Source organism: Pseudomonas sp. 2822-15 (genome assembly GCF_002742515.1).
Lineage (GTDB): Bacteria > Pseudomonadota > Gammaproteobacteria > Pseudomonadales > Pseudomonadaceae > Aquipseudomonas > Aquipseudomonas salomonii.
This window is the reverse complement of the sequence record NZ_LJRY01000209.1, coordinates 277,355-292,217: the sequence shown is the minus strand read 5'-3', so window position 1 is coordinate 292,217 and position 14,863 is coordinate 277,355. Positions and strand designations below refer to the sequence as shown.

The following is a 14,863-nucleotide window of genomic DNA, read 5'->3' as shown; positions in this document are numbered from 1 at the left end:
TATGCCTGACAGGTTGGGCCGCCGCTGACCTAGGGTTCGCCGAGGTTGTCGAACACCGTTTCGAGCATGCGGTTCAGGCGCTGGATCTGCGCTTCGGTCATACCGGTGAAACTGCGCTTGAACAGGTCACCCGTGGCGACCTGGATACGTTCAATCGCCTCGCGCCCTTGTTCGGTGATGCGCACCTGCGTCACGCGGCCGTCGTCCTCGCAGGGCGCGGTGTCCACCAGGCCGTCTTCCTTCATGCGATACACCGTCTTGGTGATGGTCGAGAGCTTGGCGATGGCGTGGGTGGAAATTTCGGAAATGCTCGATTGGCCGTTCTCCTTGAGAATGAACAACACCCGCCAGCGCGGGATATCCAGGCCGATTTTCTTCAGTGCCTTTTCCATGTACTGGCTGTAGCGACCATGCACCATGGCCAGCCAGTAGAACGGAAAATCCTCTTTGTGAAAGTCTTCACTGCCGGGGTCGTAGCGGCCTGCGTGTTTTTTGGGTGCGCTCATGGTCTGCTCATGTCGAGGGCGGCGGCCAATCATAGACTTTTCTCGTGAATTCGGCACGGCTTTTGCCGGGACGTCAGCCTGTTTTGTTCTGCGGGATTTAGTTGACAATTCACGTAATATTCGGTGAGTGTGAAAAAAAGGAAAGGGCGCATCGGGCGCCCCCATTCCGCATTTCACAGTGAAGGTAACCCGACATGACCCTGTTGATTGAACGGCTTTTCCTTGGCGGCGATGGGCCGACCGTGATGGTCAAGGACACAATCGATCTGGCTGGCCTGCCTACCCGCGCATCGAGCCAGGCCCTTGAGGATGCCGCACCTGCCACGGTCCACGCCGATGTGGTGCAGGCGCTGCTGGAGAAGGGCTGTCGCCTGGTGGGGAAGACCAGCCTGCATGAACTGGCGTTTGGCACCACCGGCATCAATCACTGGACCGGCACTGCGCCCAACCCGCGTTTCCCCGGGCGTATTCCGGGCGGTTCCTCCAGTGGCTCGGCAGCTGTCGTGGCGGCCGGGCTGGCAGATTTTTCCCTGGGAACCGACACTGGCGGCTCTGTGCGCATCCCGGCGTGTTGCTGTGGGGTGTTCGGCTTCAAGCCGACGTTCGGGCGGGTCAGCCGCCGTGGCGTAATGCCGGCGCACAGCAGCCTCGACTGCGTCGGTCCGTTTGCCGCGAGCCTGCCGATGCTGGTCACGGCCATGCAGGCGATCGACGCCAGCTTCAAGCCGGTGTCGGCGCCGGACTCGCCGCGCCTGGGCGTCGTGACGGTGCAGGCTGGCGCCGCCGTACAGCGAGTGATCGATGCCGCCATCGCGGTGATCCGTCTACCCGGTGAACGTCTCACGCTGCCCAGCCTCAAGGCGGCCTATGACGCTGGCATGGTGGTAATCAACCGCGAAACGTTCGATGCCTGCGGTCACTTGCTGGAAACCGGCAAGGTGGGCGCCGACATTGCCGCGCGCCTGGCCGCCGCCGGCAATACCACGGCGGCCGCGCTGGCCGAAGCCGAGCGGGTGCGCAGGCAGTTCACGGCCGAAGTCGACGCCGCCTTGCAGCATGTCGATGTGCTGGTACTGCCGACCATGCCTGACTTCCCCTTGACCCTGGCCGAGGCCACTGACACCCAGGCAGTGCTCGGAATGACCGCCTTCGTGCGCCCGTTCAATCTGTCGGGACACCCGGCGCTGAGCATTCCGCTGGCCAGCGCCGAAGGACTTCCGGTGGGCCTCCAACTGGTGGGGGCCAAGGGTGCCGATGAGCAACTGCTGGCCATTGCCGGTCGCCTGCTCGAGCGCCTGTATGCCGGGGGAGAGGTCTGAAATGAACGCAACCATCCCGCGAGCGGACCTGGAGCGACGCCTGCGCCGTTTTGAAATCGAAGCCTGCGCCCGTGCCTGCATGAACCGCTACATGGTGCTGTGTGATGCGCTCGATGCACGCACGCCACTCCTCGAACTGGCCGGTCTGTTCACCCTTGATGCGGTGTGGGAGGGCAAAGGCGCGAAGTACGCCCACAGCTTCGGTGGTTATCGTGGACGCGAAGCGATTACCGCGATGTTCGCCGGTTACATGAAAACCCCGGCGCACTTTGCCCTCAACGTGCACTTCCTCACCAGCGAGCTGATCGAGGTGCAGGACGATACCGTGCTCGGCAGTTGGGTGATGTTGCAGACGTCCACCTTCGCCAGCGGCGCCTCCCACCTTAACGCCGCGCGCCTGAACGTGCGCTTTGCCGAGGAAGACGGGCAGTGGCGCATGGCGCACTTCCAGACCGAAAACCTGTTCAGCCGCCCGGTTGAAGCATGGAACAGCGACGCCGAGTTACCGGTGCCTCGCCAATAGCGCTCACTTCCCCCCCCCACCCGTTTTGCACGCTCCCGCGACTGCCCGACAAGGACGGTCGCGCCGTGCGCGTAGTCCCTGGAGATTGCCTTGAAACTGTTCGAATTATTGACCTTTACCCTGCGTGTTCGCACCGTGCCTCAAGCCTTGCCGCGTCTGGAGCGGAGCTTGCGCGAAGCGGGCGAGGGCGTGCATTTGATGGGCTGCTGGGTGTCGGAAATCGGCCAGCAGAATCGCATCGCGGTCCTGCGCGGGTTCGACGATGGCGGCGCTCGCGAACGCGAGCGCGAACGGTATCTACTGGCGGCCGATGGGTTTGCGATTGGCGAATTTCTGCTTGACCAGCAGGTGGACGATTACAGCGCCTTCGCCTTCGTAGAGCCGCTGCCTCCCGGGGCTCACGGCCCGTTCTACGAATTGCGCGAATACAACCTGGTATCCAGCGGGCTGGCACCGACGTTGCGCGGTTGGTGCAAGTCCATAGAGCGTCGCACCAGGACGGATTATTCCCGGGTATACGCCGCGTTCTATGCCACCAGCGGGCAGATTCCGCGTTATCTGCATATCTGGCCCTACAGCTCGCTGGAGCAGCGCCTTGAAGTACGTACTCGCGCCGTGGTCGACGGCGCCTGGCCACCTGAAGATTCGGCGCCGCAGCTCAAGCAGATGCATTCCACGGTTTACCTGCCGGCGCCGTTCTCACCATTGCGCTGAAAGCGTGACGAAAAAATAGCTTTTTTTTTGATAACTGAAAAATAATTTATTGAGTAATCCCCAGAGGATAAGGGCATATTTAAATGAATATAAATCAATAAAAACAAATACTTAAATATTTTAATTCTTGATTTTTCACTGAATTATTACGTGATTAGTATTGTTTTTAATCACGATAAATCAATTGACAATTCACGTAATCGAGCTCAGATTCACCCCAACGGCACCCACAAAAACAAAGGTAACCACTATGCCGATCCATCGCCCCCGTTCCGTCTCCCGTCCCAGCTCGACACTGCCTTCCTGCTCAGCCCAATACCGTTCCTGACAACGGAGTAAATGTATGCATTCGCTAAAAAAACCAGCGGTCGATACCGTGAGCTCGCTTGCCAGTGGCCCAACCTTCGACGCCTTGCTTGTCGATGTGCGTGAGCGTGCCAGGGCCGGTGAATTCGACCGTCAGCGCCACATCTCGCGGGATGTGATCGAGTCCTTCAAACAGCACGGCGTTTACCGGGCGCTGGTGCCCAAGCGCTTCGGTGGCCTGGAGTGTTCGCCGGCCGAGTTCTGCCAGTTGATCGAGCGTATTGCCCAGGCCGATGGTTCTGCCGGCTGGGTTGCCAGCTTCGGCATGAGCCCGGTTTACCTTGCCGCACTGCCGCTGGACAGCATCGCCAAGGTGTATGCCGATGGTCCTGACCGGGTATTCGCCGGTGGCATCTTTCCGCCGCAACCAGCGGAAGTGGTCGAAGGCGGCTTTGTGGTCAATGGTCGTTGGAAATACTCCAGCGGCTCCCTGGGCGCCGACATTGTCGGCGTCGGTATCGCCCCGAAGAACGGCGACACCTTCGGCCTGCCACGCATTGCAGTAATGCCGCGCAGTGAGATCCGCATCGACGAAACCTGGGACACCGTCGGCCTGCTCGGCACCGGCAGCCATGACTTGGTGGTGGAAAACGTGCGGGTCTGCGAGGAGTGGACCTTCGTGCGCGGCGGCCTGCCGAACCTGGACGAGCCGTTCTTTCGTTATCCGTCGCTGTCGTTCGCCACCCAAGTGCTGTCGGTCGTCGGCCTTGGCGTCGCCCGCGCGGCACTGGATGCCCTTTCGGACATGGCCAGCGGGCGCGTCTCGGTCACCGGCGCCCCGGCGATTGCCGACCGGCCCCTGGCCCAGGTCGATATTGCCCGGGCAGAAGCCGAGCTGCGAGCCGCGCGGGCGTTTTTCTACGAGTCCATCGACTGCGCCTGGAACTACGTACTGGCCGGCGATGCGGTGCCGGTGGCCGCAACCAACCTGCTGCGCCTGTCGTCGACCCATGCCACCCGCGTCGCTGCCGATGTGGCGCGCACCGCGCAGATGCTCTCGGGCATGAGCGGTGTGTACAACGACAGCCCGCTGGCACGCTGCGTCAACGACGCCCAGGTGGTGACCCAGCACGCTTTCATGGGCGACATCACCTATCAAAATGCCGGAGCCATGTTCTTCGGCAAACAGCCTTTGCCTGGCTACCTCTAACCGTCGAGGAAATGAAATGAGCGATAAAAAGACCTTGCGCGTGCTGTTCTGCATGGGCATCAACCAGAATTTTTTCGATGCCCCGCGCGATGAACAATTGCAGGTGTGGGCAGCGTTCAGTGCAATGTGGAACGGTATCCACGACCTGGCCGGGGTCAAGGTGCTGGGCAATATGGATGACGACCAGAGCATGGTCGGGCCTTCCGATGGCTTCCCCTGGACCACCTACCTGTTGGCCGACGTGCCGGATATCGAGACCGTGCATGCCGCGTGCAACCTGTTTCGTAGCACCCCGGTGGGCAATGGCCCTTACAAGCTGTGGCGCTACACCAAGGTTGAAGCCCGGGTTGGGCGCGAGCTGATCATTCAGCGTACTTGATGCCGACGAGGATACTTCCATGAGCATGCTGATTCCCGCTGTAAACCTCGCCGTCGACCCCGCTGAACGGGTGCAGGCCGATCGCGTCCACACCTCGATGTATACCGATGCGCAACTGTTCGACGCCGAGCTGGAGAAGATTTTCTATAGCACCTGGATCTGGGTCGCCCACGAAAGCGAGATCCCCGACAACGGCAGCTACAAGACCACCTATATCGGCAAGCAGCCGGTGATCGTGGTGCGTGACCGCAAGAAAGACGTGCACGTGCTGCTCAACCGTTGTCGCCACCGTGGCGCCACTGTGTGCGAACACAAAAAAGGCAAGACCAACAGCTTCGTCTGCCCTTACCACGGCTGGGGCTACGCGCTCGACGGCTCACTGCGTGGCATCCCACACCCGGAAAGCTACGGCGACTGCATCGACAAGGCCGAGCTGCCACTGGTCAGCCTGCGTACCGAAAGCTACGCCGGCATGATCTTCGCCACCTTCAAGGACGACATCGAGCCGCTGGAAGACTACCTCGGTGCGGCGAAAAAATGGATGGACCTGTTCATGAAGCAGGGCGCCGGTTATGGCATCAAGGTGCCGGGCGAGCACCGTTTCCGCTTCCCCGGCAACTGGAAGATCCAGCTGGAAAACACCACCGACGCTTACCACTTCCCGTTGGTGCACAAGAGTTTTCTGTCGTCGGTGGATGAGCAGACCCTGGCGCTGTTCGACTTCGTCAAAGGACCTGGCTACGTCGAGGACTTGGGCAACGGCCACAGCGTGATGGTGATGATTCCCGACTTGATCGACCTCGAAGCCGACCTGGACAAGCCGATTCCCGAGCGCTTCGAGGAGCTGGCCGCCGAGCTGCGTGACGAGGGCATCGAGGAGCAGCAGGTGCGCCGGATCGTGCGTGCGGTCGGCGGCACCGGCTTCAACCTCAACCTGTTCCCCAACGTTGCATGCTCGATGGCGTTTTTCCGGGTACTGCAGCCGATCTCGGTGACCGAGACCGAAATCCACCACTCGGTGATCACCATGGACGGTGGGCCGGCCGTGGCCAACCGCTATCGACTGCGCCTGCATGAGCACTTCCAGGGGCCGATGGGCTTCGGCACTCCGGACGATTCCGAGGCTTGGGAGCGGGTACAGAAGGGCGCCAGCGCCGGTGAAGATCTGTGGATCATGCTCAACCGTGGCTTGCCCGGCGAGCAGGCCAGCGCAGACGGGCTGGTATCCGACGTGAGTGCCGAAACCGGTATGCGCGCCGCCTATCAGCAGTGGAAAAAGATGATGTCGGCCTGATCCGTGGAGAACCTTATGAACCTGCAATTACTGCAAGAAGTGACCGCTTTCATCTGGCAGGAAGGCGACATGCTCGACCACGGAGAATACGACGGCTGGTTGAAGATGTGGACCGAGAAGGGCACCTACATCATTCCCATCGATCCCAAGGAAACCGACTTCGAGAACACCCTCAACTACGCCTACGACGATCATCATATGCGTGAACTGCGGGTGCGGCGTCTGACCGGCGGCGAATCGATCTCCACCAGCCCGCAACCGCGCACGGTGCGCATGCAGTCGCGGTTCCGGGTGTTGGCCGATGACGGCGTGCAGGTGACTGTGCGCTGCGCGCAGAACATCCGTGAGTTCCGCAAGGAAAACCTGAAGTTCTACAGCGCCGACCTTACCTACCAACTGATCCGCAGCGAGGGTGGTTTCAAGATCCAGCGCAAAGTGGTCAGCCTGATCAACAGTGACGATGCCCTTGCCGGTATCGGCTACATCCTTTGAGGCGCGCCGAAATGAGCCATATCGCATTGGTGACGGGCGCGGGGCAGGGGCTGGGGCAGCATTTCTGCGCCAGCCTCCTGCGGGCCGGGTACTCGGTGGCGATCACCGACCTCAACCTTGAAGCCGCACAGGCGTGCGCCCACCAGTTGGACCCGGGCGGCGAGCGCACGCTTGCGCTGCAACTGGACGCCGGGAGCAAAGCCGATTTCGAAGCGGGCCTGGACCAGGTGCTGGTGCGCTTCGGCGCGCTGCACGTGGTGGTCAATAACGCTGCCGTCACCAAGACCACGCCGCTGATGCAGATCAGCCCCGAGGAGTTCGACGCCGTGGTGGGCCTGAACCTGCGCAGCGTGTTCCTCGGCTGCCAGGTGCTGGGCGCGTACATGGCCGAAACCGGCTATGGGCGGATCATCAACATGGCGTCCCTGGCCGGCCAGAACGGCGGTACTGCGACCGGCGCACACTATGCCGCGAGCAAGGGCGGCATCGTGACGCTGACCAAGATCTTCGCCAAGGAGTTTGCCGCCCGCGGGGTGACGGTCAATGCCATTGCCCCTGGCCCTATCGAGTCGGCAGCGGTGCGCGCAGCCATACCGGTCGAACGCCTGCCGGGACTGCTCGCCAATATCCCGGTGCAGCGCCTGGGAGATGCAGATTTTCTCGGTGACCTAATTGTGCAGTTGGCCCGGCCCGACGCCTATTTCACTACCGGGGCGACGTGGGATGTGAATGGCGGCTTGTTCATGCGCTGACTGATAGCGGCCGCCACGGCGGCCTTTGCGAACTCCATGGAATAACGGCCATGACTGAAGAACTGTTGGACGTAGTCGTGCGCAAGCGCGAGCTGCAAGGGGACGGCGTTGTCGTCCTGGACCTGACCCGTCGCGACGGCGCACCGTTGCCCGCGTTCGACGCCGGCGCGCATGTGGATATCCATATTGCCCCGGGGCTGGTGCGCCAGTACTCGTTGTGCGGCAACCCTGCGGATTCGAGCCTGTACCGCCTGGGTGTGCTCAAGGATCCGGCATCGCGCGGCGGTTCGGTCGGGGTGCATGACACCCTGCTCGAAGGCTGCGAGGTGCAGATCAGCGTACCGCGCAATCTGTTCGCGCTGGCACCGCAGGCGCGGCGTTCGGTGCTGCTGGGCGGCGGGATCGGCGTGACCCCGATGATCGCCATGGCCTACGCGCTGCACGCGGCCGGCCAGACCTTCGAGCTGCATTACTGCGGCCGTGAGCGCGGACGCAGTGCGTTCTTGGCGGAACTGGCCGACGCACCGTTTGCCGCGCAGGTGTTTACCCACTTCGACGATGAAGGGGCCGAACAGAAGCTCGACCTGGCCAAGGTGCTGGGCGAGGGCAAGACCGACGTGCACATGTACACCTGCGGTCCCGCCGGCTTCATGGATTGGGTGATTCAGGGCGCCCGCGACCAGGGCTACACCGAAGCGCACATCCACAAGGAATATTTCCAAGTGGAAGTGGACAGCTCGGGGGGCAGCTTCGAAGTGGTAGCGGCCCGCAGCGGCAAGACCGTGCAGGTGGCAGAAGGGCAGAGCATTCTCGCCGCACTGGCGCAGGTCGGGATCAAGATCGAGATTTCCTGCGAGCAGGGTGTGTGCGGTACCTGCCTGTGCGATGTGCTCGAAGGCGAGCCGGATCATCGTGATGTGTACCTGACGGACGATGAGAAGGCCGGCAATGATCAAATTCTAGTGTGCTGTTCACGAGCCAAATCTAAAAAACTCGTGCTGGATATCTAAGGGGAACGACAATGGTAGACGTAGGCAGCTTTCGCAATGCAATGGCCATGCTGGGCGGTGCCGTGTCGGTCATCACCACTGATGGCGTGGCGGGGCGGTTCGGCTTTACCGCCTCGGCGGTGTGCAGCGTGACTGATTCACCGCCGACCCTGTTGGTATGCATGAACCGTTCCTCTCATTCCAACGAGCATTTCAAGCGTAACGGCACAGTGTGCGTAAACACCCTGTGCGGCGATCATCAGCATTTATCCGGTGCCTTTGCCGACCGCACGTTGAGTATGGATGAGCGCTTTGCCGTCACAGGCTGGACCACGCTTGAAAGCGGTGCGCCCGTGATGCTGCAAGCGCTGGTGAATTTCGACTGCCGGATCGTGCAGGTCCATGAAGTGGGCTCCCACAGTATTTTCTACTGTGAGGTCCAGACCATTCGCCAAAGCGGCGCGGACGAAGGCCTGGTGTATTTCAACCGTGCTTACCACCGCTTGGGCGAGGCATCGAAGGCCTGCTGAGCCTCAGCGATACCCAGTGCGCACGCCTTCAGGGGCCCAGTCCAGATGCTGATGGATGCGGGCTCTCCAAGAAACATGCTTTGGGATCTGGTTGAAAATCACGCAGAAGCTGGCCGGCTCAGCATTGAGCAGTGTTGTTTGTTCCGAAACTGGTCGTTCATGGCCCACCTAACAGCCTCAATTGTGAGGTTCGGCGAGGGGCTGGGGACGTGGGGCGTGTTCAAGGATTAGCGTGAGTCGCTATCGACACTGGCGCGGATCTTGTCTGCCAGCGCCATCAACGGCCCGGCGTAACACGTCACCACGGCGTCGATCGATTGCGGGGTGGATAGGCTGATATTCAAGATATGGTCCTGATAGTTACGGATGCTGAGTGGGGTTGAAATAGCCACGACTTCGGCCTGCCAGGAAGCCGCGCAATACCCTACGAGTCGCACGCTTTCGCAGGCGTCGGCAATCTCCGTTTCCAATACCGTCCACCTGGCATCGCAGCGTCTCGACTTGAAAATCGCCATCAGCGCTTGTCGCTCTTTCGTGCCAATCGTCGCTAGGTAGGCGCGCCCCAGGGAAGTGAACTCCATGGGGACTCGCTGGCCCGTTTGCACGGTCCTGGGCGTGTTCTTGCGACTCAGGCGGATGGACTCCAAGTAAATCATCTCATCGCGGTCGGCGGCGGCCAGCCCGACATTCACGCCTAACGCGTGGGCCGCATCGCGCATCAAGGGCGCGGCGATCTGCACCAGCGAACTGCTGTTGTACATGGCGTTGGCAAAGCAAAGGGTGGCGGGTGCGAGGCGATAGGCACTGCGCTGGCCGTCGTACACCAGCATGCCGCTGTGGATCAGCGTCTGGGTCAGACGACTGGTCGTGGACTTGGACAAACCTGTACGTTCGCTGATTTCGCCATTCCCCAAGTACTCGGTGCCCGCGCGAAAGGCTCGCAGAATTTCAAGGCCGCGTTCCAGCGAACGGTTGATCGGCGCCTTGCCGGCACCCGGCGTATCAAACCCTTCGTCCTCTTTCATAGTGTTCCATCCAGTGGAATTGCCGGATTGTCAATCATGGGGAGCTCCATAGACTCGGGATCAGCGCAAGGCCCTTCAGTCTGGGCCGCTGCCAAGCCAACAACAAGAGAGAGATTTCCCATGACGATGTTGCAAAGTGTTACCTCGCCCATCCACATGGCCGTCGATGACGATGGCATCGCGGTGCTGACCCTTAATCGACCCGAAGTGCGCAACGCCATCAGCGACGAGATGCGCAGCCACATGATCGAGTTGCTGGAAGAAGTGGCCGCAAACAGCCAGATTCGCGCCCTCATCATCACCGGCACCGGCAAAGGCTTCTGCGCAGGCGGCGACATCAAGGGCATGGAAAAACGCATGAGCGCGCCGGCGGGCGAGGTGGCCTATAACGGCTGGAAGCGCCAGCAGCGCGTGCATCATGCGGTCTCCCTGTTGCTCAACCTGTCCAAGCCGACCCTGGCTGCTGTCAATGGCGCTGCCACAGGACTGGGTTGCGACCTGGCACTGAGCTGCGATTTCGTGGTGTCCTCCCGGCAAGCCAGCTACGCCATGAGTTATATCGCTAGGGGCCTGATCCCCGACGGCGGCGGCTTGTACCTGTTGCCGCGTCGGGTCGGATTGCCCAAAGCCAAGGAACTGATCTACACCGGTCGCCGCGTAGAGCCCGACGAAGGGCTGGCGATCGGCCTGGTGGACCGAGTGGTCGAACATGACGATCTGCTGGACGAAACCCGGCGCTGGGCATTGGAGCTCTCCGCCGGCTCGGCGACCGCACTGGCATTGAGCAAATCCATCCTCAACAACAGCTTCGAACTGACCCAGGCCCAGGTATTGGCCATGGGCAGTCAGGCGCAAGGCATCTGCTACACCTCGGCCGAGCATCAGGCGTCGGTGGCGGCGTTCCTCGCGGCCAAGGCGAAGAGGGGATGAGCATGGATAACATCTCCCGCTTGATGAACCCGCGCAGTGTCGCGGTGATCGGCGCCTCCGGTGATGCGCAAAAAACCTCCGGGCGGCCCATCGCGTTCCTGCGTAAACATGGTTTTGAAGGTCGCTTGTACCCGGTCAATCCGCGTTATACCGAGATCGATGGCTTGACCTGCTACCCCTCAATCGCCGCCCTCCCAGAGGTGCCGGACGCCGCCATCATCCTGCTCGGCCCCGAACGTGCCAACCAGGTCGTTGCCGAACTGGCGGCCATGGGCACCCCGGCCGCCATCGTGCTTGCCGGTGGCTACGGCGAAGCCGGCGAGGAGGGCATCGCACGCCAGCAAGCCCTGCAAAAGGCACGCGGCAATATGCGTATCCTGGGGCCGAACACCATCGGTCTGATCAACCTCACCCAAGGTATTACCCTGTCAGCCAGCGGTGCGCTGGATCAGGATGCATTGAGAGCGGGCAACATCGCAGTCATTTCCCAGAGTGGCGGGATCCTGGGCTCGCTCCTGTCCCGCGGTGCCGCCGCCGGCATCGGTTTTTCCAAGCTGGTGGCGACCAGCAACGAAGTCGACCTGGACGTCGCCGATTTCGTCGATTACCTGGTGGATGACGACGCCACCGAAGTCATTGCTCTTTACCTTGAAGAGCTGCGCGACACCGAGAAATTCAGCCGCGCAGCCCTCAAGGCGCGCGCGGCCGGCAAGCCCATTGTGGTGTTCAAAGTCGGGCGCTCCGAAGCTGGAGCCCGTTCGGCGGCGTCCCATACCGGTGCTCTGGCCGGAGCCGATGCACTCTACGACGTGTACTTCAAACAACTGGGCATCGTGCGGGCACAGACGTTTGCCGATCTGCTCGACCTGCCGTTCGCGTTGGCCAGCCGGCGCACGATGGCGGGTAACCGGGTGGCGATTCTGACCTCGACCGGCGGCGCGGGCACGCTGATTGCCGATGCCCTGGGCGCCAATGGTTTCGACACGCCGCCGCCGGGGGAGGCCACCGCTGCACGCTTGCGTGATCTGGACCTCGGTGACCAGGCGGTGCTCGACCGCAACCCTATCGACCTGACGCTGGCAGGCCTGCAGCCGCAGATCATGCAAGAAGCCATGCGCATCCTGCTGGAAAGCGCGGACTACGACGCCGTCATCAGTGTGGTGGGCTCATCTGGCGTTGCGCGCCCGACGCTGATGGCCGACGCGATCCGTGACAGCCAGCGCGACAGCAGCAAGCCTGTGCTTGCCTATGTCAGCCCGTACGCACCGCAAGCCTTGCTGCGTATCAACAGCAACCAGGGCGTCGCCTTTACTGCGCCGGAGGCTTGCGCGAGTGCATTGCTGGCACTCAAAGCCAAAGCCTGCATTGTTCAGGACACGCCGCGAGCGCAATCAAGCCACCAGTATATGAGCGCCGAGGACGTCGAGCAGTTGCCCGGTGGAACCCTGGATGAACAGCAGAGCAAAGCCCTGTTTACTCGTTTCGGCGTGCCCGTCACCCGTGAGCAGGCGGTCGGGGATGCCGGCGAGGCAATCGAGGCCGCCCAGGCGCTCGGCCCGAACGTGGTGCTTAAGGTGCTGTCCGAGCGCATCCCTCACAAGACCGAAGTCGGTGGTGTTGCGCTCGGCCTGAGCGAACACAGCATTGGTCAGGCGTTGGACGACATGCGCCGCGTGGTCACGCAGAAGGCCGGGTTCGCGCCCGAGCGTTTCCTTGTCCAGGAGATGGTCGGTGGCGGTCATGAGCTGATCCTCGGTTTCCATCGCGACCCACAACTGGGGCCGGCGTTGTTGTTGGGTATGGGCGGTGTGAGCGCCGAACTGCTGCGCGATACCAGCATGCGATTGCTGCCGATCTCGCGTAATGACGCAGATGCAATGCTGCGGGAGCTGAAGACCTTCGCGCTGCTCGACGGTTATCGCGGCGCGCCGAAGGCCGATATCAACGCGTTGGTCGACTGCATCCTCGCCTTCGCCGACATGGCCACCACCCTCGGAACAAAGCTGCAAGAGGCCGAGATCAACCCCTTGCGCGTGCTGGCCGAAGGGCAGGGCGTGAGGGCCGTTGATGGCCTAACACTGCTGGCCTGAGGCGCCACCTGTTCCACTGTGTGGAACAGGTGGATTGACCCCCGAACCCCCGGTTTCATAATCAAGACAGCTTCATCAACGACTCATAAAAACAAGTAGGTCGCTATGAACGTACTTAATTGCACATCGAATCAACCGCTCCCTCTGGGTAACGTCAATTTTCAGCGCGGGGGCCCATCATGCCTGTCGCATTGAAAGCCATCACCCAACCTAAAGGCGCCGACCGCGACGAGCAGGCGTCATCGCTCATTCAGTTTGTCGGCGTGTCCAAATCTTTTACCATCAAGGGCGTTGCCAAACAGGCCTCCCATAGCATCAACCTGTCGATCAAGAAGGGCGAAGTGGTCACCGTGGTCGGGCCGTCGGGCTGCGGCAAGTCCACCTTGCTGAACATGGTCGCGGGGTTGTTTGCGCCCACCGAAGGGCAGGTCGTCTACAACGGTAAGGCCGTTTGCGGGGTCAATGGCCGTACCGGCTACATGACCCAGAGTGACCACTTGCTGCCTTGGCGTGATGTGGTCGGCAACATTGCCGTGCCGCTGGAGATCCAGGGCATGGCCAAGGCCGAACGCCGCGTACGCATCCAGGAGCTGGTTCGCCTCGTGGGCCTGGAAGGCTTCGAAAAGTCCTACCCCAGCCAGCTCTCCGGCGGCATGCGTAAACGTGCGGCGCTGGCCCGCCTGTTGGCGTATGACCCTGAAACCCTGCTGATGGACGAGCCGTTCGCAGCACTCGATGCGCAACTGCGCATGCGCATGCAGACCGAGCTGATCCGCCTCAGTCGCCGGTTGAACAAGACGGTCATCTTTGTCACCCACGATTTGGATGAGGCCGTGGCACTCGGTGATCGCTGTCTGATCTTCGCCGGCCGTCCCGGCACCATCGTCAAGGACGTGCAGATTCCCCTGGGCGAGGAGCGCAACATTCTGCAGTTGCGCAAAGACCCGCGCTATCACCAGCTCTGCGGCGACTTGTGGGACTTCATGACCCCGTCTTTGAACGATGCAGCAAAGGATAACCAAGCATGAATATTTTCCTTGGACGCCTGGCGATTTTCATCGTGCTTTTCGGCACCTGGCAACTCGCCTCGGGGCCGTTGATCGACCCCTTCTTCGTCAGCTCACCCAGCGAGATCGCCGGCAAGTTCTACGAGTTGGTCATCAGTGGCAGGCTGTTTTCCCATGGCGGGATCACGGTGGTGGAAACCCTTGCAGGCTTCGTACTGGGGGCGACCGTCGGGATTGGGGTGGGGCTGTTGCTGGGGCGTAACGAATTGCTGGCCAAGCTGCTCGATCCGATCCTGATCTCGATCTACAGCTTGCCCAAAGTGGCCCTGGCGCCGCTGTTCATCATGTGGTTCGGCATCGGCATCGAGATGAAGATCATCCTGACCGCCACCATTGTGTTCTTCCTGGTGTTCCTCAACACCTACAGCGGCGTGCGTGCGGTTGACCGCGAGCAGTTGGAAATCCTGCGCCTGATGGGCGCTCGTGAACACCACCTGATCACCAAAGTAGTCTTCCCTTCGGCGATCCAATGGGTGTTCACCGGCCTCAAGCTCTCGGTGCCGTATGCCCTGATCGGCGCCATCGTCGGTGAAATCATGGCCTCCAATCGCGGGCTCGGTTACCTGCTGCAAGATGCAGCCGGGCAGTTGGACACCGCCGGCGTATTCGCCGCACTGGTCGCGATTATCGCCCTTGCACTGCTGCTGCAAGCGGTCGTGCGGATGGTTGAAACCCGTCTGATGCCGTGGAAAAAAGACCTGGGTGATCGTGAAGCTTCGGTTTGACCTGTTCATAAC

Annotated in this window: 16 protein-coding genes; 14 read left to right on the top strand and 2 right to left on the bottom strand. The window is 61.4% G+C overall.

Annotation, left to right across the window (positions count from 1 at the left end; all coding sequences use genetic code 11):
• Positions 1-29 precede the first annotated feature (29 nt).
• Positions 30-506 (bottom strand): MarR family winged helix-turn-helix transcriptional regulator, encoded by a 477-nt coding sequence (locus tag AOA59_RS23485; protein WP_065930120.1) that lies wholly within the window; start codon positions 504-506, stop codon positions 30-32.
• Between the two features lie 194 nt (positions 507-700).
• On the opposite strand from AOA59_RS23485, the gene AOA59_RS23480 reads away from it, so the two are divergent.
• The 10 genes from AOA59_RS23480 to AOA59_RS23435 all read left to right on the top strand — a co-directional run bounded on the left by AOA59_RS23480 (position 701) and on the right by AOA59_RS23435 (position 9,014).
• A complete protein-coding gene (locus AOA59_RS23480) occupies positions 701-1,825 on the top strand; it encodes an amidase (RefSeq protein WP_099489234.1) in 1,125 nt (374 codons plus the stop codon).
• Between the two features lies 1 nt (position 1,826).
• Positions 1,827-2,348: a nuclear transport factor 2 family protein gene (locus AOA59_RS23475; protein WP_065930118.1), complete on the top strand. Its 522-nt coding sequence runs from the start codon at positions 1,827-1,829 to the stop codon at positions 2,346-2,348.
• A 90-nt stretch (positions 2,349-2,438) separates the two neighbouring features.
• Positions 2,439-3,062: an NIPSNAP family protein gene (locus AOA59_RS23470; RefSeq protein WP_099489233.1), complete on the top strand. Its 624-nt coding sequence runs from the start codon at positions 2,439-2,441 to the stop codon at positions 3,060-3,062.
• 343 nt (positions 3,063-3,405) lie between these two features.
• Positions 3,406-4,578 (top strand): indole-3-acetate monooxygenase, encoded by a 1,173-nt coding sequence (gene iacA, locus AOA59_RS23465; RefSeq protein ID WP_065930116.1) that lies wholly within the window; start codon positions 3,406-3,408, stop codon positions 4,576-4,578.
• 16 nt (positions 4,579-4,594) lie between these two features.
• Positions 4,595-4,957 (top strand): IacB protein, encoded by a 363-nt coding sequence (locus AOA59_RS23460; protein ID WP_065930115.1) that lies wholly within the window; start codon positions 4,595-4,597, stop codon positions 4,955-4,957.
• Positions 4,958-4,976: 19 nt separating this feature from the next.
• Positions 4,977-6,251 carry a Rieske 2Fe-2S domain-containing protein gene (locus AOA59_RS23455; RefSeq protein ID WP_065930114.1) on the top strand — a complete coding sequence of 425 codons (1,275 nt, stop codon included), beginning with the start codon at positions 4,977-4,979 and terminating at the stop codon, positions 6,249-6,251.
• Between the two features lie 15 nt (positions 6,252-6,266).
• Positions 6,267-6,743, top strand: a complete 477-nt coding sequence (locus tag AOA59_RS23450; protein ID WP_065930113.1) for an aromatic-ring-hydroxylating dioxygenase subunit beta — start codon at positions 6,267-6,269, stop codon at positions 6,741-6,743.
• Between the two features lie 11 nt (positions 6,744-6,754).
• A complete protein-coding gene (locus AOA59_RS23445) occupies positions 6,755-7,495 on the top strand; it encodes an SDR family NAD(P)-dependent oxidoreductase (RefSeq protein ID WP_065930112.1) in 741 nt (246 codons plus the stop codon).
• Positions 7,496-7,545: 50 nt separating this feature from the next.
• Positions 7,546-8,505 (top strand): PDR/VanB family oxidoreductase, encoded by a 960-nt coding sequence (locus tag AOA59_RS23440; RefSeq protein WP_099489232.1) that lies wholly within the window; start codon positions 7,546-7,548, stop codon positions 8,503-8,505.
• Positions 8,506-8,516: 11 nt separating this feature from the next.
• A complete protein-coding gene (locus AOA59_RS23435) occupies positions 8,517-9,014 on the top strand; it encodes a flavin reductase (protein WP_065930110.1) in 498 nt (165 codons plus the stop codon).
• 227 nt (positions 9,015-9,241) lie between these two features.
• Here the strand turns inward: AOA59_RS23435 and AOA59_RS23430 are convergent, their stop codons facing one another.
• A complete protein-coding gene (locus tag AOA59_RS23430; protein ID WP_099489231.1) occupies positions 9,242-10,039 on the bottom strand; it encodes an IclR family transcriptional regulator in 798 nt (265 codons plus the stop codon).
• 120 nt (positions 10,040-10,159) lie between these two features.
• Here AOA59_RS23430 and AOA59_RS23425 point away from each other — a divergent pair, with 120 nt between their 5' ends.
• The 4 genes from AOA59_RS23425 to AOA59_RS23410 all read left to right on the top strand — a co-directional run bounded on the left by AOA59_RS23425 (position 10,160) and on the right by AOA59_RS23410 (position 14,851).
• On the top strand, positions 10,160-10,969 hold the full coding sequence (locus AOA59_RS23425) for an enoyl-CoA hydratase/isomerase family protein (protein WP_099489230.1): 810 nt from the start codon (positions 10,160-10,162) through the stop codon (positions 10,967-10,969).
• 2 nt (positions 10,970-10,971) lie between these two features.
• A complete protein-coding gene (locus AOA59_RS23420; protein ID WP_178076283.1) occupies positions 10,972-13,059 on the top strand; it encodes an acetate--CoA ligase family protein in 2,088 nt (695 codons plus the stop codon).
• Positions 13,060-13,238: 179 nt separating this feature from the next.
• Entirely contained in the window at positions 13,239-14,087 is an 849-nt protein-coding gene (locus AOA59_RS23415) for an ABC transporter ATP-binding protein (protein WP_099489228.1), read from the top strand.
• Entirely contained in the window at positions 14,084-14,851 is a 768-nt protein-coding gene (locus AOA59_RS23410) for an ABC transporter permease (RefSeq protein WP_075944462.1), read from the top strand. Before AOA59_RS23415 ends, AOA59_RS23410 begins: the two co-directional genes overlap by 4 nt.
• Positions 14,852-14,863: the final 12 nt, after the last annotated feature.